The 19,113-nt window shown below is 72.4% G+C and carries 17 protein-coding genes; 11 read left to right on the forward strand and 6 right to left on the reverse strand.

Annotated elements, in window-relative coordinates:
• Nucleotides 1–12 precede the first annotated feature (12 nt).
• Genes treZ through treY form a run of 3 tightly spaced genes read left to right on the forward strand, consistent with a single transcriptional unit; the run spans nt 13 to nt 6,583 of the window.
• Nucleotides 13–1,749: a malto-oligosyltrehalose trehalohydrolase gene (treZ, locus tag V8Z80_RS00170; RefSeq protein ID WP_336060825.1), complete on the forward strand. Its 1,737-nt coding sequence runs from the start codon at nt 13–15 to the stop codon at nt 1,747–1,749.
• Nucleotides 1,746–3,899, forward strand: coding sequence for a 4-alpha-glucanotransferase (malQ, locus tag V8Z80_RS00175; protein WP_336060636.1), 2,154 nt, complete (start codon nt 1,746–1,748; stop codon nt 3,897–3,899). Before treZ ends, malQ begins: the two co-directional genes overlap by 4 nt.
• Complete coding sequence (gene treY, locus V8Z80_RS00180) at nt 3,896–6,583, forward strand: malto-oligosyltrehalose synthase (RefSeq protein WP_336060637.1); 2,688 nt, start codon at nt 3,896–3,898, stop codon at nt 6,581–6,583. The genes malQ and treY overlap by 4 nt, the downstream gene beginning before the upstream one ends.
• On the opposite strand, the gene xerD is transcribed toward treY, so the two are convergent.
• The 4 genes from xerD to V8Z80_RS00200 all read right to left on the reverse strand — a co-directional run bounded on the left by xerD (nt 6,565) and on the right by V8Z80_RS00200 (nt 10,463).
• Nucleotides 6,565–7,500, reverse strand: a complete 936-nt coding sequence (gene xerD / locus V8Z80_RS00185) for a site-specific tyrosine recombinase XerD (protein WP_442951917.1) — start codon at nt 7,498–7,500, stop codon at nt 6,565–6,567. The genes treY and xerD overlap by 19 nt on opposite strands.
• Nucleotides 7,501–7,602: 102 nt before the next feature.
• Nucleotides 7,603–8,148, reverse strand: coding sequence for a type 1 glutamine amidotransferase domain-containing protein (locus V8Z80_RS00190; RefSeq protein WP_155193702.1), 546 nt, complete (start codon nt 8,146–8,148; stop codon nt 7,603–7,605).
• Between the two features lie 186 nt (nt 8,149–8,334).
• Nucleotides 8,335–9,633 (reverse strand): c-type cytochrome, encoded by a 1,299-nt coding sequence (locus V8Z80_RS00195; protein WP_155193704.1) that lies wholly within the window; start codon nt 9,631–9,633, stop codon nt 8,335–8,337.
• A complete protein-coding gene (locus V8Z80_RS00200) occupies nt 9,630–10,463 on the reverse strand; it encodes a c-type cytochrome (protein WP_336060638.1) in 834 nt (277 codons plus the stop codon). Before V8Z80_RS00200 ends, V8Z80_RS00195 begins: the two co-directional genes overlap by 4 nt.
• A gap of 228 nt (nt 10,464–10,691) precedes the next feature.
• Between V8Z80_RS00200 and V8Z80_RS00205 the strand changes: the two genes are divergently transcribed.
• From V8Z80_RS00205 to V8Z80_RS00240, 8 genes are all read left to right on the forward strand, one after another.
• Entirely contained in the window at nt 10,692–11,888 is a 1,197-nt protein-coding gene (locus V8Z80_RS00205) for a PepSY-associated TM helix domain-containing protein (RefSeq protein ID WP_155193708.1), read from the forward strand.
• Nucleotides 11,885–12,430 (forward strand): thiamine pyrophosphate-binding protein, encoded by a 546-nt coding sequence (locus V8Z80_RS00210; RefSeq protein WP_336060639.1) that lies wholly within the window; start codon nt 11,885–11,887, stop codon nt 12,428–12,430. Before V8Z80_RS00205 ends, V8Z80_RS00210 begins: the two co-directional genes overlap by 4 nt.
• Nucleotides 12,427–12,759: a hypothetical protein gene (locus tag V8Z80_RS00215; RefSeq protein WP_155193712.1), complete on the forward strand. Its 333-nt coding sequence runs from the start codon at nt 12,427–12,429 to the stop codon at nt 12,757–12,759. Before V8Z80_RS00210 ends, V8Z80_RS00215 begins: the two co-directional genes overlap by 4 nt.
• The gene (locus V8Z80_RS00220) at nt 12,760–13,368 is read left to right on the forward strand and encodes a DUF6162 family protein (protein WP_155193713.1); all 609 of its coding nucleotides are present in this window, start codon (nt 12,760–12,762) and stop codon (nt 13,366–13,368) included.
• Nucleotides 13,369–13,451: 83 nt separating this feature from the next.
• The gene (locus V8Z80_RS00225) at nt 13,452–14,402 is read left to right on the forward strand and encodes a metal ABC transporter solute-binding protein, Zn/Mn family (RefSeq protein WP_336060640.1); all 951 of its coding nucleotides are present in this window, start codon (nt 13,452–13,454) and stop codon (nt 14,400–14,402) included.
• Nucleotides 14,399–15,181: a metal ABC transporter ATP-binding protein gene (locus V8Z80_RS00230; protein ID WP_336060641.1), complete on the forward strand. Its 783-nt coding sequence runs from the start codon at nt 14,399–14,401 to the stop codon at nt 15,179–15,181. Before V8Z80_RS00225 ends, V8Z80_RS00230 begins: the two co-directional genes overlap by 4 nt.
• Nucleotides 15,178–16,083: a metal ABC transporter permease gene (locus V8Z80_RS00235; protein ID WP_336060643.1), complete on the forward strand. Its 906-nt coding sequence runs from the start codon at nt 15,178–15,180 to the stop codon at nt 16,081–16,083. Before V8Z80_RS00230 ends, V8Z80_RS00235 begins: the two co-directional genes overlap by 4 nt.
• On the forward strand, nt 16,080–17,030 hold the full coding sequence (locus tag V8Z80_RS00240; protein ID WP_155193717.1) for a metal ABC transporter solute-binding protein, Zn/Mn family: 951 nt from the start codon (nt 16,080–16,082) through the stop codon (nt 17,028–17,030). Before V8Z80_RS00235 ends, V8Z80_RS00240 begins: the two co-directional genes overlap by 4 nt.
• 12 nt (nt 17,031–17,042) lie before the next feature.
• Here the strand turns inward: V8Z80_RS00240 and V8Z80_RS00245 are convergent, their stop codons facing one another.
• Together V8Z80_RS00245 and cobA are read right to left on the reverse strand one after the other, a co-directional pair.
• Nucleotides 17,043–18,329, reverse strand: a complete 1,287-nt coding sequence (locus tag V8Z80_RS00245) for a nitrate regulatory protein (protein ID WP_336060644.1) — start codon at nt 18,327–18,329, stop codon at nt 17,043–17,045.
• Nucleotides 18,330–18,342: 13 nt separating this feature from the next.
• The gene (gene cobA / locus V8Z80_RS00250) at nt 18,343–19,107 is read right to left on the reverse strand and encodes a uroporphyrinogen-III C-methyltransferase (RefSeq protein WP_155193721.1); all 765 of its coding nucleotides are present in this window, start codon (nt 19,105–19,107) and stop codon (nt 18,343–18,345) included.
• Nucleotides 19,108–19,113 lie beyond the last annotated feature (6 nt).

The raw sequence follows: 19,113 nt of genomic DNA on the forward strand, positions 1-19,113 counted from the left end.
GGCGCCTCGCCCATGTCCGATGGCAAGGTGCGCTTCCAGCTTTGGGCGCCCTCGGCCCCGCGGGAACTGGCGCTGGAAATAGAGGGCATGGCGCCGATCGCGCTGGCGCCCGACGAGCAAGGTTTTGCCTGCGTGGACGTGGCCTGCCAGCCCGGGGCGCGCTACCGCTACCGGCTGGGGCCGGACCTGGCCGTGCCCGATCCGGCCTCGCGGCTGCAGGACGGCGACGTGCACGACGCCAGCGTGGTGGTCTCGCCGCTGGGCTATGCCTGGCGCCATCCGCAGTGGCGTGGCCGTCCCTGGGAAGAGTCGGTGATCTACGAGGTGCACGCCGGCCTGGCCGGCGGCTTCAAGGGCCTGCAGGCGCGCCTGCCCGAACTGGCCGAACTGGGCGTGACGATGGTCGAGCTCATGCCCATCGCCGATTTTCCGGGACGGCGCAACTGGGGCTACGATGGCGTGCTGCCCTTTGCCCCCGATACCGCCTATGGCACGCCCGAGGCGCTCAAGGAGCTGGTCGATACCGCGCATGGCCTGGGCATGGGCATGATGCTGGACGTGGTCTACAACCATTTCGGGCCGGACGGCAATTACCTGCCGCAGTTCGCGCGCCCGTTCTTTCGCGAAGACATCCGCACGCCCTGGGGGGCGGCCATCGATTTTCGCCAGCCGGCCGTGCGCCGCTATTTCCAGGAAAACGCGCTGTACTGGCTGAGCGAGTTCCGCTTCGACGGGCTGCGCCTGGACGCCGTGCACGCCATTGCCGACCACGGCTGGCTGCCCGAGCTGGCGGGCTGGCTGCGCGAGCAGCTGCCTGGCCGCTATGTGCACCTGGTGCTGGAGAACGACGCCAATGCCGCGCGCCTGCTCGAGCAGGGCTATGACGCCCAATGGAACGACGACGCCCATCATGTGGTGCATCACCTGCTGACCGGCGAGACGCGCGGCTATTACGGCAGCTACGCGCAGCGCCCGGCCGAGGCGCTGGCGCGTGCGCTGGCCCAGGGCTACGTCTACCAGGGCGAGCCTTCGCCGCACCACGGCGGCGAGCCGCGCGGCGAGCCCAGCGCGCACCTGCCGCCCACGTCCTTCGTGTTCTTCCTGCAGAACCACGACCAGGTCGGCAACCGGGCCCAGGGCGAGCGGCTGAGCATGCTGGTCGAGCAGGACAAGCGGCTGCGCGCCGCCGTGGCGCTGCAATTGCTGTGCCCGCACATCCCGCTCGTCTTCATGGGCGAGGAGGACGGTTCGCGCGAACCTTTCCTGTACTTCACCGACCACCAGGACCCGGCGCTGGCGCAGGCCGTGCGCGAGGGCCGCCGCGCCGAGTTCAAGGGCTTCTACGCGGGCACGGAGCAAGGCCCCCAGGTACCCGATCCCAACGCCGAATCCACCTACCGCGATTCGTTTCCCTGGCACGATGCGCGCCAGTCCCGCCTGTGGCGGCCCTATTACCAGCAGTTGCTGCGCCTGCGCCACGAGTGCCTGAGCGCACGGCTGGCCGGCTGCGGCAGCGCGGGCGCGCAGGCGCTGGGCAGCCATTCGGTGATGGCGCGCTGGTACCTGGCCGACGGCGCGATGCTGACCGTCTATGCCAACCTGGGCGCGGCGGCCATCTCGGTGGCCGCGCGCCACCTGGACGAAGCGCACGGTCCGCTGCTGTTCGAGAGCGAGGCCGGCGCGCGCCAGACGCTGTGCGAAGGCATGCTGCTGCCCGGCGCCATCTGGACCTTGCAGGAGCGGCTGTGACCGCGCCGGCCGACGACCTGGCGGCGCTGGCCCAGGAGGCCGGCCTGCTGGCGCAGTGGACCGACGCGCGCAGGCGAGCGCAGCAGGTGCCGCCCGATACCTTGCGCCGGCTGCTGGGCGCCATGGGGCTGCCGGCCGATACGGCCGGCGATATCCAGGACAGCCGGCAGCGGCTGGCCGGACAGGTCGATGAACTGGCCCTGCCGCTGCGCGTGGCCGAGCCGGGCCAGGTGCTGACGCTGGGCAGCCAGCGCCCGCAGGCCCGCTTGCAGGACGAGGACGGCGAATACGCCGACAGCCACGCCGTGCAGGGGCCGGATGGCCGCTGGCGGATCCGGGCGCCCTTGCGACCCGGTTACCATCGCCTGGAGGTGGACGGGCGCCTGCTGACGCTGGCGGTGGCGCCGCCGCGCTGCCCGCCGGCGGCCGAACTGCTGGGCGAGCCGGTCCCGCGCCGCTGGGGGGTGGCCGCCCAGGTCTACAGCCTGCGCCAGTTGCAGGGCGCGCGGCACGGCGCCTGCGGCTATGGCGATTTCGCCGCGCTGGCGCGCCTGGCTGCCGGCGCGGCGGCGGCCGGCGCCGATGCCTTGGCCATCAGCCCCGTGCATGCCGGCTTTGCCAGCGCGCCCGAACGCTACAGCCCTTATTCTCCGTCCAGCCGCCTGTTCCTGAACGTGCTGTACGGCAGCCCCGGCGCGGTGCTGCCCCCGGCCCTGGCGCGGCTGGCCTGGTCCGATGCCGATCCGGGCCAGGCCGCGGACCGCCTGGAATCGGGCGCCTGCATCGACTGGCAGGCGGCCGCGGCCTGCCGCATGGCATTTCTGCTGGCGGCCTACCGGCGGCTGCGCGACAGCGGCGCGCCCGAGTGGGACCGGTTCGAGCGATTCTGCCGCGCCGGTGGCGCTGCCTTGCGCGATCATGCGCGCTACGAAGGACTGGCCGCGCATCATGGCAGCGATTGGCGCCAGTGGCCGCAGGCCTTGCGCGATCCGCGCTCGGCCGAGGTGGCCGGCTTTGCCGCGGCCCGCCCCGAAGAAGTCGAGTTCCATCTGTTCGCGCAATGGGTCGCCGCGGGCAGCCTCGATGCGGTGCAGCGCGGCGCGCGCCAGGCCGGGATGCGCATCGGGCTGGTGGCGGACCTGGCCATCGGCACCGACCCGCGCGGCAGCCAGGCCTGGAGCGATCCGGACAGCCTGGTCGGCGGGGCCTGCGTGGGCGCGCCGCCGGACCTGTACAACCCGCTGGGCCAGGACTGGGGCCTGACCGCTTTCTCCAGCGTGGGGCTGCGCCAGCGCGGCTACGCGCCGTTCATCGCCATGCTGCGCGCGGCGCTGGCCCATGCCGGCGGCGTACGCATCGACCATGTCCTGGGCCTGTCCCGCATGTGGCTGGTGCCCGAGGGCGCCGCGCCCACCGAAGGCGCCTACCTGCGCTATCCCATGCAGGACCTGTTCGCGCTGGTGCGCCTGGAGGCCTGGCGCCACCGCGCCCTGGTGGTGGGCGAGAACCTGGGCACCGTACCCGAGGGCTTTGACCAGGCGTTGGCGGACGCAGGCATCCTGGGCATCGACGTGCTGTGGTTCAAGCGCGAGGAAGGTCCGCCGCACGCGCCGGCGGCGTTCCTGCCGCCGGCGCGCTGGTCGCCGGCCGCCGTGGCGGTGACCAGCACGCACGACCTGCCCACGCTGCGCGGCTGGTGGCAGGGCCGCGACATCGACTGGCGCACCCGGCTGGGCCTGTTGGGCGAGGACGAGACCGAGGCCGGCATGCGCCAGGCGCGCGAGGCCGAGAAGGCCGCACTGTGGCAGGCGGTGCGGGCGCTCGATGCCAGCCAGCCGGCCGAGCCGCCCGGGCAGGCGCCGGAGCAGGCCCTGCTGGCCTTCGCGGCCGCCGGGCCCAGTCCGCTGGCGCTGGTCCCGCTGGAAGACCTGGCCGGCGAGCCGGAGCAGCCCAACCTGCCCGGCACGCTGGACGAGCATCCCAACTGGCGCCAGCGCATGCGCCAGGACGCCGACACCTTCTTCGAGATGCCGGCGGTGCAGGCCCGGCTGGCGGCCCTCGCGCGCGGCCGCGCGCGCTCGCGCCGCGCCGGGCCCGGCGGCGGCGAACCGCCCGCGCCGGCGGGCCACAGCCAGTGCAAGCCATCATGACCTTTCCCCGCGCCACCGCCCGCCTGCAGCTGCACGCCGGCTTCACCCTGCTCGATGCGGCCCGCCAGGCCGCCTATTACGCGCGCCTGGGCGTCAGCCATCTTTACCTCTCGCCCATCACCCAGGCCGTGCCCGGCTCGGCCCACGGCTACGACGTGGCCGACCATGCGGCGGTCAGCGCCGAACTGGGCGGCGAAGCGGCCCTGCGCGAGCTGGCCGCCGCCGCGCGCGCGCAGGGGCTGGGCCTGATCGTGGACATCGTGCCCAACCACATGGCCTCGGACGTGACCGCCAATGCCTGGTGGCGCGACGTGCTGGAGCATGGCCCGGCCAGCGCCCATGCGCGCTATTTCGACATCGACTGGCAGCCGGCCGACCCCGCCCTGCACGGCAAGGTGCTGCTGCCGGTGCTGGGCGCCCAGTACGGCGCCTGCCTGCGGGACGGCAGCATCGCGCTGGGGCACGAACCGGGCCAGGGCTATTGCATCCACGTGCACGGCACGCCCTACCCCATCGCTGCCGGCACGCTGGCCGCGGCCGACACGGTGGCCGCGACCCTGGCCCTGTACGCGCCCGGCGCGCCCGGACAGCGCGAGCGCCTGCACGGCCTGCTGCAGGCGCAGCACTACCGGCTGGCCTGGTGGCGCACCGCGCCCGACCAGATCAACTGGCGGCGGTTTTTCGAGGTGACCGGCCTGGTCGGCGTGCGCGTGGAGCAGCCGGAAGTGTTCGACGCCGTGCATGCGCTGGTGCTGCGGCTGTATGCCGAAGGCCTGATCGACGGCGTGCGGGTGGACCACATCGACGGGCTGGCCGACCCGGGCGGCTACGCGCGGCGGCTGCGCCAGGCGCTGGTCCAGGCCGGCCGCGCGCAAGGACGGCCGCACGAGCCCTATATCGTGGTGGAGAAGATACTGGCCGAGGACGAAAGCCTGCCGGCAAACTGGGGCGTCGAGGGCACGACCGGCTACGACTTCATGGACCAGGTGGGCGCGCTGCTGCACGATCCGGGCGCGGCCGAAATCCTGCGGGATTATTGGCGCCGGATTTCCGGTGACGGGCGCAGCCCGGCCGAACAGCTGCTGGCGGCCCGGCAGCGCATGGTCGAGCGGCATTTTCCGGCCGAGCGCGCGGCGCTGGTGCGCTGCCTGCTGCGTATCGTGCGCCTGCAGGACACGACGCGCGACTGGAGCGCGGTGCAGATCGACCGGGCGCTGTCGGCCGTGCTGGCGCATTTCCCCGTGTATCGCAGCTATGCCGGCGACACGGGGCGGCAGGCTGGCGACCGGGCGCCCTGCGCCCATGCCTGGACGCAGGCGCGCCGGGCCCTGGCCCCGCGCGAGCAGGATCCGATGGCCGAACTGCTGGCCCTGCTGGACGCGCTGCTGGGCGGCAGCGCCTTTGCCGACACAGGCCCGGCCGAATACGCCTTGCGGGCCGAGGCGCTGCGGCGCTTCCAGCAGCTCACGCCGCCCCTGGCGGCCAAGGCGCTGGAGGACACCCTGTTCTACCGGCTGGGCCCGCTGATCTCGCGCAACGAAGTCGGCTCGCCGCCGGATCGGCCGGGCTTGCCGCCCCAGGCTTTCGTCGCGCTGGCGCAGGCGCGCGCCCGGGCATTGCCGCATGCCATGCTGGCCACCGCGACCCACGACCACAAGCGCGGCGAGGACGTGCGGGCGCGGCTGGCGGTGATCACCGAGGATCCGCAAGCCTGGCTGCGCGCCGCCGACCAGTGGCTGGCGGCCACCGAAGGGCCGGTGGCCGCCACCGACCGCTACATGCTGCTGCAGACGCTGGTGGGCGCCTGGCCGCTGGCGTTGCGCCAGGACGATCCGGCCGCGGTCCAGGCCTATCTGGCGCGCGTGGCGGCATGGCAGCAAAAGGCCATGCGCGAAGCCAAGCTGCATACCGACTGGCACACGCCCGACCCGGCCTACGAACAGGCCGGCCAGGCCCTGGTGCACGCGGTCGCCGGGCAGCCGGCGCTCTGGTCCCTGGTGGCCGGGCAAGCCCAGGCGCTGGCCCTGCCCGGCCTGGTCAACGGCCTGGCGCAGGCCCTGCTGCGCTGCACCCTGCCCGGCGTGCCCGATCTGTACCAGGGCCGCGAGTTCTGGGACTTCAGCCTGGTCGATCCGGACAACCGCACCGAGGTGGACTATCGCGCCCGCGCACGCATGCTGGCGGCGATCCAGGCGGGCGAGCCGGCCGCCGTGCAGGCGGCCTGGGCCAGCGGCCGCGTCAAGCAGGCCGTGATCCACGCCTGCCTGGCGCTGCGCGCGCGCCGGCCGGCCCTGTTCGCGCGCGGCGACCTGCAGGTCCTGCCGGTGCGCGGCGCGCAGGCGCCACGGCTGCTGGCGCTGCTGCGCAGCCACGCCGGCGAGCATCTGCTGATCCTGGTGCCGCACCTGTGTGCGCGCGAGCTGGCCTTTTATGCCCGGGACGAGGCGCCCGGGCAGGCGGCGGCCCGGTTCTGGGGGGATACGGCGGTGCAGTGGCCCCAGGCGCCCGATGGCTGCCTCGTGCACGATGCGCTGCAGTGCGCGCATGTCCGCGGGCCGGCCGATGCGGGGCCCGCGGCCGGGACCGGGCACGCCGGCGGCGCGCTCCGGGCGGGCCAGGCACTGCCGGTGGCGGCCCTGCTGGCGCGCCTGCCCGTGGCGCTATGTCACGTCGCGCGCGGATGATGCCGGGCGTGCAGGGTCTTGAGGCGCTCGCGCGCCACGTGCGTGTAGATCTGCGTCGTCGAGATGTCGGCGTGGCCCAGCAGCAGCTGCACCACGCGCAGGTCCGCGCCGTGGTTGACCAGGTGGGTGGCAAAGGCGTGGCGCAGCACGTGCGGCGAGATCGGGGCATGGATGCCGGCCTGGCGCGCGTATTTCTCGACGATGAGCCAGAAGTTGCGCCGGTGCATGGCCTGGCCGCGCACCGTGACGAACAGCGCATCCGAGACGCGGCCGGCCAGCAGCACCGGCCTTGCCTGCTTCAGATAGCGGTCTATCCAGTGGGCGGCTTCGGCTCCCAGTGGCACCAGCCTGTCCTTGCCGCCCTTGCCCTGGACCACGCGCAGCACGCCTTCGTTCAGGCTGACGTGCAGCAGGCCCAGGTTGACCAGCTCGGAAACCCGCAAGCCCGTGGCGTAAAGGGTTTCGAGCATGGCGCGGTCGCGCAGGCCCAGCTCGGTAAGCACCTGCGGAGCGGCCAGCAGCGCCTCGACCTGCGCCTCGGACAAGGTATGGGGCAGCCGCCGCGGCTGCTTGGCCGCGCGCAGCGGCAGGCACGGATCCTCGCTGGCCAGGCGGGTGCGCAGCGCCCATTGGAAGTAGCGCCGCAGCGCCGACAGGCGCCGGTTGGCCGTTGCCGGGCGGGTCTGCGCATGCATGGCGGCGAACCAGCGTTCGATGTCGGCGGTGCGCGCGCGCGGCAAGGGCCCCAGCCCTTGCCCGGCCAGCCACACGTCCAGGCCCGCCAGGTCGTTGCGATAGGCGTCCAGGGTATTGCGCGACAGCCCGTGCTCCAGCCACAAGGCGTCGACGAACTCCCCGATCGAAGGGTGGACGTCGTTGCGGCTGTTCAGCGAAGGCGGCTTGTCGCGGGCGGACACGGTAGCGGCATGTCGGGGCCGGGGCCCCATGCCCCGGCGATGCCGTCACTGTAGCGTTTTTTTGCCGACGGACCAGGCCGGCGGGTTTTATGGACCTGCCCTTCAGGACTGCCCGGCCAGCAGCGCGATGAAGGCCTGGTTGAAAGCCGGCAGGTCGTCGGGCTTGCGGCTGCTGACCCAGTTGCCGTCGCGCACGACTTCCTGGTCCAGCCAGTTGGCGCCGGCGTTCTTCAGGTCGTCCTTGAGCGAGGGCCAGCTGGTCAGCGTGCGTCCGCGCGCCAGTTCGGCCGAGATCAGCAGCCACGGGCCGTGGCAGATCACCGCCAGCGGCTTGCCGCTTTTGTCGATGCTGCGCACGAAGGCCTGCGCGCGCGCGTCCATGCGGATCTCGTCGGCATTGACCACGCCCCCGGGCAGCAGCACGCCGGTGAAATCGGCCGGATCGGCCTGCGACCAGGTCAGGTCCACCTCGAAGGTGTCGCCTTTCTGGTCGTGGTGCATGCCCTGCACGGGCTTTTTCTCCGAGGAAACGATGGCAGTGCGCGCACCGGCCGCCTGCAGGGCCTCGCGCGGGGATTGCAGTTCGGCCTGTTCAAAGCCGTCGACCACGAGTATGGCGATGTGGTGGTCTTTCAAGGATGTGGGCATGGCGATGCGACTCCTGGCAGGGGGACCGTCGGCCCGCATGGCCGGGCCGTCCTGCTTGAGTGTGCCGGGCTGCCGTGCGCATGCCATCAGCATCGGCAAGCAAGGGTAAAGCGATATTTCCGGCGCCCGCCCGGCTGCTCGCGCCGCTGTTGCAATGCCATGCAAAAGCGCGCGATGCGCGCTTTTTCAACGTTCGTTGCGGACCCGGCGCACCTGCGGCAAGGTCACCGCCCCGGCCTGGTTGCCCCAGCTGTTGCGGATGTAGGTCACCACCGCCGCGATGTCCGCGTCCGTCAGCACGTGGGCGAACGGCGGCATGCCGTGCGGCTGGGGCTGCAGCGCGGTCGAGGGCGCAAAGCCCCCGGAGAGCACCAGCCGGATGGCGTTGACCGGCTCGGCCGCCGTGACCGTCAGGTTGCCGGCCAGCGGCGGCCAGGCCTGCGCCACGCCCCGGCCGTCGTCCTGGTGGCATTGGGCGCAGTATTGCGTGTACAGGCGGGCGCCCTGCTCCATCACCCCGGCCAGCGGAGCGGGCCCGCGCGGCCTGGCGTCCAGGCCGGCGGCCGGCAGGGACTTCAGGTAGCGCGCCATGGCCCGCGCATCTTCCGGGCTGGCGTATTGCAGGCCATTGTGCACCGATTCGGCCATCGGCCCCGAGGCGAAGCCGTGGCGCGAGATGCCGCTGCGCAGCAGCTCGGCGATGTCCTGTTCGCTCCAGTTTCCCAGGCCGGTTGCCAGGTCGCCGGTCAAGGGCGGCGCATACCAGTTCTGCGCCGGGATGATGCCGCCTTGCAGCCGCGCGTCTTCGTGCATCGCTCCCAGGCGGTTGCGGGCCGTGTGGCATTCGGCGCAATGGGCCAGGCCCTGGACCAGGTAGCGTCCGCGCAGCCATTGCGGGTCGGCCTGCTGGGCCGCATCGCCCGGCGGCATGCCGGCCGAGGGGTTGAAATACAGCGCGCGCCACAAGGCGATGAGCGGCCGCTGGTCGTAGGGAAACGCCAGCCGGTGCGCCGCGCTGGGCTGGCGGGCCGCGGGCAGGCTTTGCAGATAGGCGTACAGCGCGTCGGCGTCCTCGCGGCTGACGTGCCGGTAGCTGGTATAGGGAAACGCCGGGTACAGCAGGCTGCCGTCGGGCCGCTTGCCGTGCCGCAGCGCGCGCCAGAAATCGTCCGCGCTCCATTGGCCGATGCCGTACTCGGGGTCGGGTGTGAGGTTCGGCCCGAAAAACTCGCCAAAGGGCGTGGGGATGCCGCGCCCGCCCGCGTAGGGCGTGCCGCCCGGCGCGGTGTGGCAGGCCATGCAATTGCCCAGCGCGGCCAGGTAGCGGCCCTGCTCGATGCGCGCCTGCGTGTCCGGGGGCGCGCCCGTGGCGGGGCCGGGCGCGGCGGTGTCGCGCGGTTCTCGGGCGCCCAGCCAGAAAAGCGCGGCCAGGGCCAGCAGCGCCAGGCCGGCCAGCAGCATCAGGGCTCGGATCAGGGTTCTCATCGCGCACCTGCCGTGCCGGGGTTGGGCTGGCTGCCGCAGCGCATGGGCAGCGGCGCGCGCACGGCCGGCTCGGGCGGGCCGGCCTGCGCCGGCGGCTGCGACGACAGCCAGGCCGCCACCGCCGCCACGTCCTCGGGGGCCAGGCGGCGCGCGATCTCGCCCATGCAGTCCGGCGCGTGGGCGCGCCGGTTGCCGATCCGCCAGGCGCCGAACTGCGCGGCGATGTAGTCGTGCGGCAGCCCCACCAGCCCCGGCGAGGCCGGCAGCACGCCCGAGAGCGTCGCGCCGTGGCAGGCCGTGCAGGCCGGCACGCCCAGGGCCGCGTCGCCGTGCAAGGCCAGCGTCTGGCCGCGCCGCGCGGCCGCGGCGGCCGGCGCGCCCCGCATGGCCGGATAGGCCGGCTGCTGGCCGGCGAACCATTGCGCCATGGCGTGCAGGTAGTCGTCGGACTGGTTGGCCAGCAGGGTCTGCATGGGCCGGTACTGGCGGCGTCCGTCGCGGAAATTGACCAGCTGGTTATAGAGATACTCGGCCGGCTTGCCGGCGATGCGGGGGAAATAGCCGTCGGCGCTGCCCGCGCCGGATTCGCCATGACAGGCCGTACAGGCGGCCAGGCGCGCGGCCATGGTGCCGGCCTGCAGCGCCTGCGGCGCCACCGAGCCCGGCGAGGCGGGCGCCTGGGCCAGGGCCAGCGGCGCGGCGCCCAGCGCCAGGGCCAGGCCGATCGCCGCCCTGCTTCGCCCGCCTGCCCGGCGCGGCGCGCCCCCGGGGCGGCAAGCCGCGCGCACGGCCTGGAAAACCCTGTCTTTCTTGTCGTGTCCGGGCGACATCTGGCGCTCCTCCTGGACCTATTGTACGGCGGGCCGGCACGGCCGCCGGGCCTGGCCGGCGGTGCGCGGCGGCAAAAGGAAAATGCGAGCGATTAGCAATTCAGTTGCTGTAATGCGATCCATTTGCAAAAATACGGGTTTGCATCGTTTCCTGTGCGGCCCGGCCAGGTTCCGGCCGCCGGATCGGGCGCGGCGAGCTTTCCATACCGTTCCCGTCATATTTCAAGCATGTCCAAACCGTCCCGCTCCAAGCTCTGGTTCCTGGTTCACAGCTGGCTGGCGCTGCCCATCTGGGCCTTCGTGTGCTTCATCTGCGCGACCGGCACCATCGCCGTGATCAGCCAGGAAATCGTCTGGCTGCTCAATCCGGCCGTGCGGGCATCCGCGCCCGATGCCCAGACCCCGCGCATGGGCTACCAGGCGCTTTACGACAGCATCCAGAAACAGGTGCCCGAGGCCGCCATCCAGTCCCTGTCCTGGCCCGAGGAGTCCCAGTTCGCCCTGACCGCCCGGGTCAGCTATCCGGGCGCGCGCACCACCTCGCTGTACGTCAACCCCTATACCGGCGTGGTGCAGGGCCCGAGCCTGGACTTCGACCTGCGCCAGTTCATGCGCGCGCTGCACGGCTGGCTGCTGATCCCCTTTACCAACGGCTTTAGCTGGGGCTGGTACCTGGTCAGCGCCTTGTCCATACCCATGTTCGCCTCGCTGGTCACCGGGCTGGTGGTCTACAAGCGCTTCTGGCGCGCTTTCTTCAAGCCCAGGCTGCGGCTGAACCAGGGCGCGCGCATCTTCTGGGGCGATTTCCATCGCCTGGCGGGCCTGTGGTCGATCTGGTTCATCCTGCTCATCTCCGTGAGCGCCATGTGGTTCCTGGCGCAGGCCATCCTGTTCGATACCCACACCACCATTTCCACCCAGGGCGTGCCCGCGGTGGTGGCGCGCGAAGAAGCCCCCACCGTGCCGCGCGGCCAGCCGGTGCCGCGCCTGGACCTGGACCGGATCGTGGCGGCCGCGCGCCAGGAGCTGCCCTCGATGGAGCCGCAGCGCATCGCCTTCTCCGGCAACGCCTACGACCCGGTCACGGTCATGGGGCGCGGCGGCTATCCGCTGATGTTCCAGTCGGCGCAGATCAATCCCTATAACGGCAAGGCCGAGGCGGTGCGCCGCCTGTCGGACCGCTCGGCGCTGGAGTACTTCACCGAGTCCATGCGGCCCTTGCACACGGGCGATTTCGGCGGCTTCTGGCTCAAGCTGGTGTGGTTCTTCTTCGGCCTGCTGCTGACCATGATGTCGGTCAGCGGCATGCTGATCTGGACCAAGCGCACCGCGCAGGCCACCGCCAAGGCGGTCAGCCCCCGGCGCCAGCGTGCGCCGCGCCCGGCCGCCGCGCCGGTCGCTCCCGCCCGCGAGGCCGCAGAATGAACAAGTCCGCCACCGCTATTGCGCCGGCCGCCGGCGGCTTCTCGCGCTGGTGGCACCGCTGGCGCTTTCACCTGAGCGCGCTGCTGCTGGTGCTGCCGCTGCTGTATCTGCCGCGCTATTTCCAGGACGTGGCGCTGAACCGAGGCACCATGGGGCTGGGCCAGCGCCCGGCCGGCACGGTGCAGGTCGGTCCCTGGCCGCTGCAGCTGGCCGAGTGGGAAACCGGCGCGCCCAAGCCCGACCCGGCCGGCTACATGAAGACCTTCACCATGGCGCTGTGCCAGGGTTGCCAGGACGAGGTGCGCGCCGTGTACCTGCGCGTGGGCAAGCCGCGCAGCCTGCGCGCGGCCGGCTCGATCTTCTTCGGTTCGCCGCACCGCGCTTTTGCGACCATCCCCATACCCGAACGCACCGCGACCGACGCCGACCTGTGGCTGACCGCCGAAGGCTGGGACGGCTCGGTGCACCAGACGCCCTGGCCGATCGCCCAGGCCTCTCCCGATACCGTCACCTGGCTGCAACGACAAGGAGCCGCACGATGAAACCTACCCGCCTTTTTGCCGGCCCGGCCCGCCGCGCCCTGGCCGCCGTCCTGGTGCTGGGCGCCACGGCCGCCCATGCCCACAACCCCGTTGCCGAGTGCAAGTCCGCCGGGCCGGACCAGGTCCAGTGCACGGGCGGCTTCTCGGACGGCAGCGGCGCGCCGGGCGTGACCCTGGACGTGATCTCCTACGACGAGCAGATCCTGGTCCCGGGCAAGCTGGACGAACGCTCCTCCATCACCTTCAAGCGTCCCGAAGGCGAGTTCTACGTGCTGTTCGACGCGGGCCCGGGCCACGTCGTCGAGATCGACCACGCGGACATCCAATAAATGGCGCAACAGGTGGTGCGGCCGGCTGGCGCCGGCCATGAAACGCTGGCGGTGCTGGCTGCCTGCGCCCTCATCCTTGCCGGGGCGGGCGCCTATATCGGGCTGGCCCCGGCGCCGCAGGCCGCGCAGGCGCTGGCGGCCGGCCAGCTTGACGCGCGGCGCGACCTGACCCCGGCCGAGCAAGGCATCTATGCCGACCTGCGCGTGGTGCACGACGAACTGGCCTACGCCGTGCAGGCCGGCCTGCCGCTGCCGGACGCCGCGGCGCTGGCCGAGGAAGGCCTGCCGCCCTTTGCGCAGGATCCCAGCAGCGCGGCGCGCGGCGGCCATGTCTGGTCCGACGGCATGGTGCAGGACCGCCATGCCTACCTGGGCAGAACCGGCGATGCCGCCGTGGCGGGCAGCTTCCTGCTGCTTGCGCCGGCGCCGCCCGCCCATGGCCACGGCCATGACGGGCACGGCCAGGCGGCCGAGCCCGAGATCTGGCTGCGGCGCGACGGGCAGGCCGCCCTGCCCGCCGCGGCCGGGGCCGGGCCGCTGGCCCGGCAGGGCTGGCAGCAGGTGATCGCGCAGTTCGATGCGGGCGTCACCCGGGAGCACCGCCGCTAGCGCCGCGCCGGCGCCGGCCGCGCCCCCGTGGGCCGCCGGCGCGCCCGCCCTGCCCCTCCTTTCTCCTTTCTTGCAGGAAACCCATGTCCTTGATGTCCTTGTCCAGCCCGCCTTCACGCCGCCGCCTGCTGCGCGCGGCCGCCGCCCTGCTGGCCGGCGCGCTTGCCCTGGCCGCCCTGCCCGTCCAGGCCGCGCGCCTGAAGGTGGGGGTGACGCTGCACCCTTACTACAGCTACGTGGCCAATATCGTGGGTGATCGGGCCGACGTCGTGCCCCTCATCCCGGTGGGGTTCAATCCCCACGCCTACGAGCCGCGCGCCGAGGACATCAAGCGCATCGGCGCGCTGGACGTGGTCGTGCTGAACGGCATCGGCCATGACGATTTCGCCGACCGGATGATCGCGGCCAGCGAGAATCCCGAGGTGCCCGTCATCGAGGCCAACGCGCAGGTGCCGCTGCTGGCGGCCACCGGCGCGGCGGCGCGCGGCGGCGGCGATAGCGGCAAGGTGGTCAATCCGCACACCTTCCTGTCGATCACCGCCTCGATCGCCCAGGTCAATACCATTGCCCGCGAGCTGGGCAAGCTGGATCCGGCCAATGCCCAGGCCTATACCGCCAACGCCCGCGCCTACGGCCAGCGCCTGCGCAAGCTGCGGGCCGACGCGCTGGGACGGCTGGCGCATGCCCCCGGCGCCGATTTCCGCGTGGCGACCATCCACGGCGCCTACGATTACCTGCTGCGCGAGTTCGGCCTGGAAGTCACGGCGGTGGTCGAACCGGCGCACGGCATCGAGCCCAGCCCCGCGCAGCTCAAGACCACCATCGACCAGCTGCGCCAGCTCGACGTCAAGGTGATCTTCTCGGAGCTGAACTTCCCCTCGGCCTATGTCGATACCATCCAGCGCGAGACCGGCGTCAAGCTCTACTCGCTCTCGCACATCTCCTACGGCCCATACAGCGCCGGGCAGTTCGAGGAGGAAATGGCCCGCAACCTGGCCACCGTGGTGCAGGCCATCCAGGAGGCCGGCCAGTGAGCCCGGCGCCCATCGCCGGCCCGTCCTTGCGCTTCGATGCCGTCTCGCTCACCCTGGGCCGCACCGATATCCTGCGCCAGGTGAACTTGCGGGTCCAGGCCGGCACGGTGCATGCGCTGATCGGCCCCAACGGCGCGGGCAAGAGTTCGCTGGTCAAGACCTTGCTGGGACAGACGCCGCACCGCGGCACGCTGACCCTGGACTGGCCCGGCAAGCAGCCTGGCATCATCGGCTACGTGCCCCAGGCCCTGGAGTTCGACCGCGGCCTGCCCATGACCGTGGACGATTTCATGGCGGCCATGTGCCAGCTGCGGCCGGCCTTCCTGGGCCTGTCGCGCAGCCAGGGGCCGGCCATCGGGCAGGCCCTGGCCGCGGTCGGCATGCTGGACAAGCGCGGCCGGCGCATGGGCGCGCTCTCGGGTGGCGAGCGCCAGCGTGTGCTGCTGGCGCAGGGCCTGGTTCCCGAGCCCGACCTGGTCGTGCTGGACGAGCCCATGGCGGCGCTGGACGAGGCCGGCGCGCGCGTATTCGAAGCCTTGCTGGCCCGCTGGCGGGCGCGCGGCGTGACGGTGCTGTGGGTCGAACACGACCTGCAGGCGGTGCGCCGCCTGGCCGACCGCGTCACCGGCCTGAACCGGCAGGTGCTATGCGATGGCGCGCCCGCCGAGGTGCTCAGCGGCGAACGCCTGCTTGAACTGTTCTCCCATGCCGGCGCGCAGGGCGGCCAGGCGGCAGGCGCCGGCGGCCAGCCCGCCGCGCTTTCCGGGAGCGCAGCATGACCGGCTGGTTCGACACCGCCCGCATGGCGATCCAGGACTGGGCCGCGCAAGGCTGGCTGCCCGGCGCGTTGGCCTACGGCTTCGTGGTCAATGCCCTGATGGCCGGGCTCATCATCGGCCCCATCCTGGGCGGGCTGGGCACGCTGGTGGTGGTCAAGCGCTATGCTTTCTTTTCCGAGGCGGTCGGCCATGCGGCACTGACCGGCGTGGCCATCGGCATCCTGCTGGGCGAGCCCTACACCGGCCCCTACGGCAGCCTGTTCAGCTACTGCCTGCTGTTCGGCATCGTGCTGAACTACCTGCGCAACCGCACCGGCCTGTCGCCCGATACGCTGATCGGCGTGTTCCTGTCGGTGTCGCTGGCCCTGGGCGCGAGCCTGCTGCTGGTGCTGGCCGGGCGCATCAACATCCACATCCTGGAGAACGTGCTGTTCGGCTCGGTGCTGACCGTCAACGCCAAGGACCTGGCGGTGCTGGCCTGCGTGGCGCTGCTGACCTGCGCGCTGGCCCTGCCCAACTACAACCGCCTGATGCTGGCCAGCTTCAACCCCCAGCTGGCCGCCGTGCGCGGCGTGCCGGTCAAGGCCATGGACTATCTGTTCGTGGGGCTGGTCACGCTGGTGACGGTGGCGTCGGTCAAGGTGATCGGCGCCATCCTGGTGGGCGCCCTGCTGGTGATCCCGGCCGCCGCCGCCCGGTTGCTCAGCCAGTCGCTCAAGGGCTTTTTCTGCCTGTCGGTGCTGATCGCCACGGTCAGCACCCTGGCCGGCATCATGCTGCCCATCGAGCTGGAACTGCCCGTGCCCTCGGGCGCGGCCATCATCCTGGTGGCGGGCCTGCTGTTCGGCCTGGCCGCCTTGGCGCGCAGCGTCGCGCCCGGACTCAAAGGAAACGTTGCATGAAGACCTCACCGCGCAAGGCCGCGCTTGCCTTCACCTTGCTGCTGGGCGCCGTCGCCCTGGCCGCGCCGGCCCAGGCCCAGGGCGCGGCCGGCGCGCCGGCCGCCGCCGCGGCGCAGGACGGCCAGTCCGCCACCGTGGTGCTGGTCGCGCATCCGGTGCTGGCGGCGCTGACCGAAACGCTGGCGCAGGGCACCGGCATACGGGTCGAGCGGGCCGCGCCGGCCAATCTTCCCGCCACGCGCCATGCGTCGTATTTCATGGGCCGCGGCGGCAAGGCGCTGCAAACGGCCGCCGGCAAGGCCCATGCCGTGGTCGCCATGCGTTCGGTCTGGCCCGACGATCCGCTCTACCCCATGGCCCGGCGCAGCAACATCCGGCTGGTCGAGATCGACGCCGCGCTTCCCCTGGACGGCGCCTTGAGCGGCATCGCGCTGCAGCCCGGCGAGCGCGCCGGCAGCCAGTTCGCCGCCTACCCCTGGCTGGGCACGGCCAACCTGGGGCGGATGGCCGACATCATCGCCGCCGACCTCGGACGCCTGGCGCCGCAGGAACAGGCGGCCATCGACGGCAACCTTGCCCGCATCAAGCGCCAGCTGGTCGAGATCAACGCCAGCAGCCAGGCCGCATTGGCCCGGGCCGAAAACGTATCGGTCATCAGCCTTTCCGAGCGCCTGCCCTACCTGGTCTCGTCGTTCAACCTGGACCTGGTCGAGACGATGGCGCGCGACGACGCCGACTGGACGCCCGAGCGCCTGCAGGCGCTGACCGCCGCCATCCGGGACAGCGGCGCGGCGGCCGTGCTCATGCATCGCGAAGCGGATCCGGCCCTGCGCCAGGCCATCGAGGCCGGCGGCGCCAAGCCGGTGCTGCTGCACACCGAAGGCAGCGACCCGCTGGGCGAATTGCGGCAGAACGCCCAGGCGCTGCAGCAGGCCCTGGCGCCTTAGGCGCGGCCGGCCCTAGCCGGCCTGCGGCGCGCCGGGCTGCTCGCGCAGCAGCCGGGCCACCACTTCTTCCAGCCGCAGGCCGCTGTCCATCGCAGCCTTTTGCAGGGCCTCGTGCGCGCCCTGCTCGTCCATGCCGTGGCGCTGCATCAGGATGCGCCTGGCCCGCTCCAGGCGCCGGCGCTCGTCCAGGCTGCTGCGCGCGCGGGCCAGTTCGGCATCGAGCTGCTGCAGGCGCAGCGTCTGCGCCTGCAGCAGGTCCAGCAGCGAGCGGCCGATCCGCGGGCCGGGGGCCGCGTCGTCGCTGGTGGCATCCAGGGTGCTGCCCTGGATGCCGAACAGCAGCGGCGCGCCATGCTCGGCGCTTTCCTGGGCGCAGCGCGCCAGCAGCCTGCGGTGATCGTCCAGGTCGGCCTGGGCCTGCGCCAGCCGCTGCTCGCACAGGCCCGGCAGCGCCGCGGCCATGCCCGCCTCGATGCCGTGCAGCGCGTCGATGTGCGCGCTCAGGACATCGAACCAGACTTGCGCCAGGGCCGGGTCGGTGGGCTGGGCGGCGGACGTGCGGGGAATCATCCGCCGCAGCCGCTGCATATCGCCGGCCTGCGCCTGCGCGGCGCGCCAGCGCCCCGCCGCCTGGGAATCGGCGTACTGGCAGAACACCTCGAAGCAGCGCGCCTGGGCCGCCGCCAGCTGCTGCATGCGGGCCTTGCGGTCCGCATCGAAGTAGCCGGCGGCAAAGCCCAGGACCCCTTCGGCGCGCTCTTGCCCGCATAGCTCCTTGCCCTGCATGAAGTTCAACAGCGCGGCCAGGGCCTGCGTGATGCCCGGGTCCAGCCCGCTGTCGGCCGCCTCGAAGACCAGCGTGAGCATGGCGCCGATCAGCCGGGTATAGGCGTGCACCGACTGCTGCGTGTCGATGCCGTGCTCGCGCACGCGCCGGCGCAGGCGCGGCAGGTCCTCCAGCAGATAGCACAGGTGGGCGGCGCGGTTCAGCAGCCGCGCGCTGGCGCTGCGCCCGCCCGCCCCGCTTTCGAGCCGGGCCAGCGCCTGCAGCGCGCGCGCCAGGAAGGCGTCCGATTGCGCGTGGCGCTCGTCCAGCGGCAAGGGGCCGGCGCGCTCGGACTCGGCCAGGCCTTGCAGGTGCAGGTTGGAATAGCCGCGTTCCTTTTGCAGGGCATGGATGGCCTGGGCCAGGCGGGCGACCAGCTCGCAGGTGGGCAGCAGGTCGCGCAGGTCCTGCAGTTCCTTGCGCCGGGCCGCGAGCAGCAGGCGCAAGGCGGCTGGCATGGCGGCTTCGGTCATGATGCTTCCTTGTTCAGTTCTGCCCCATGGCCACCGCCTGCCGGATGTGCGGGTCCAGGGCCGCGGGCTGTGCCTGCGCCGCGACCTGCCCGATCACCAGCACGGCCGGGCTGCGCAGCGCGAAACATGCGGCGTCCGTCTCCAGCCGGGCCAGCGTCGAGCGGCAATGCCGCTGTGCCGGCAGGCTGGCCGATTCGATCATGGCCACCGGCGTGGCCGGGTCCATGCCGCCGGCCAGCAGGCCCTGGCGCGTGGCGGCCAGCGTGGCCACCCCCATGTAGACTACCAGCGTGGTGCCGCTGCGCGCCAGCGCCTGCCAGGGCGGCTCGCTGCCATCCTCGGTATGCGCGGTCAGCAAGGTCACGCCCCGGGCCACGCCGCGCAGGGTCAGGGGCACGCCTACCGAACTGGCGCCCGCCAGGCCGGCCGTCACGCCATTGACGATCTCGCAGCGCACGCCGCGGGCTTGCAGCCAGGCCAACTCTTCGCCGGCGCGCCCGAAGATGCACGGGTCGCCGCCCTTCAGGCGCACCACCCGCAAGCCCTGCCGCGCATAGCGCAGCATCAGCCGCTGGATGAAATCCTGCGGCGTGGAGCGGCAGCCGCCGCGCTTGCCCACCCGCAGCACCCGCGCCGCCGCGCAATGCGCCAGGATCTGCGGGGCGACCAGGTCATCGACCAGCACCACCTGCGCCTGCGACAGCACGCGCACGGCCTTGAGCGTGAGCAGCTCGGGGTCGCCGGGGCCGGCGCCCACCAGCCATACCTGTGTATGCATCGCTGC

Origin of the sequence: Orrella sp. JC864 (assembly GCF_037026685.1) — a bacterium.
Classification (GTDB): Bacteria; Pseudomonadota; Gammaproteobacteria; order Burkholderiales; family Burkholderiaceae_B; genus Orrella.

Excerpts from the sequence above, each read along its gene's own strand:
- treZ (WP_336060825.1), top strand. The coding sequence starts at position 13 with ATGTCCGATGGCAAGGTGCGCTTCCAGCTTTGGGCGCCCTCGGCCCCG.
- V8Z80_RS00225 (WP_336060640.1), top strand. The coding sequence starts at position 13,452 with ATGTCCTTGATGTCCTTGTCCAGCCCGCCTTCACGCCGCCGCCTGCTG.
- V8Z80_RS00245 (WP_336060644.1), bottom strand. The coding sequence starts at position 18,329 with ATGACCGAAGCCGCCATGCCAGCCGCCTTGCGCCTGCTGCTCGCGGCC.
- treY (WP_336060637.1), top strand. The coding sequence starts at position 3,896 with ATGACCTTTCCCCGCGCCACCGCCCGCCTGCAGCTGCACGCCGGCTTC.
- V8Z80_RS00200 (WP_336060638.1), bottom strand. The coding sequence starts at position 10,463 with ATGTCGCCCGGACACGACAAGAAAGACAGGGTTTTCCAGGCCGTGCGC.
- cobA (WP_155193721.1), bottom strand. The coding sequence starts at position 19,107 with ATGCATACACAGGTATGGCTGGTGGGCGCCGGCCCCGGCGACCCCGAG.
- V8Z80_RS00235 (WP_336060643.1), top strand. The coding sequence starts at position 15,178 with ATGACCGGCTGGTTCGACACCGCCCGCATGGCGATCCAGGACTGGGCC.
- V8Z80_RS00210 (WP_336060639.1), top strand. The coding sequence starts at position 11,885 with ATGAACAAGTCCGCCACCGCTATTGCGCCGGCCGCCGGCGGCTTCTCG.
- V8Z80_RS00190 (WP_155193702.1), bottom strand. The coding sequence starts at position 8,148 with ATGCCCACATCCTTGAAAGACCACCACATCGCCATACTCGTGGTCGAC.
- V8Z80_RS00220 (WP_155193713.1), top strand. The coding sequence starts at position 12,760 with ATGGCGCAACAGGTGGTGCGGCCGGCTGGCGCCGGCCATGAAACGCTG.
- V8Z80_RS00215 (WP_155193712.1), top strand. The coding sequence starts at position 12,427 with ATGAAACCTACCCGCCTTTTTGCCGGCCCGGCCCGCCGCGCCCTGGCC.
- V8Z80_RS00240 (WP_155193717.1), top strand. The coding sequence starts at position 16,080 with ATGAAGACCTCACCGCGCAAGGCCGCGCTTGCCTTCACCTTGCTGCTG.
- V8Z80_RS00205 (WP_155193708.1), top strand. The coding sequence starts at position 10,692 with ATGTCCAAACCGTCCCGCTCCAAGCTCTGGTTCCTGGTTCACAGCTGG.
- V8Z80_RS00195 (WP_155193704.1), bottom strand. The coding sequence starts at position 9,633 with ATGAGAACCCTGATCCGAGCCCTGATGCTGCTGGCCGGCCTGGCGCTG.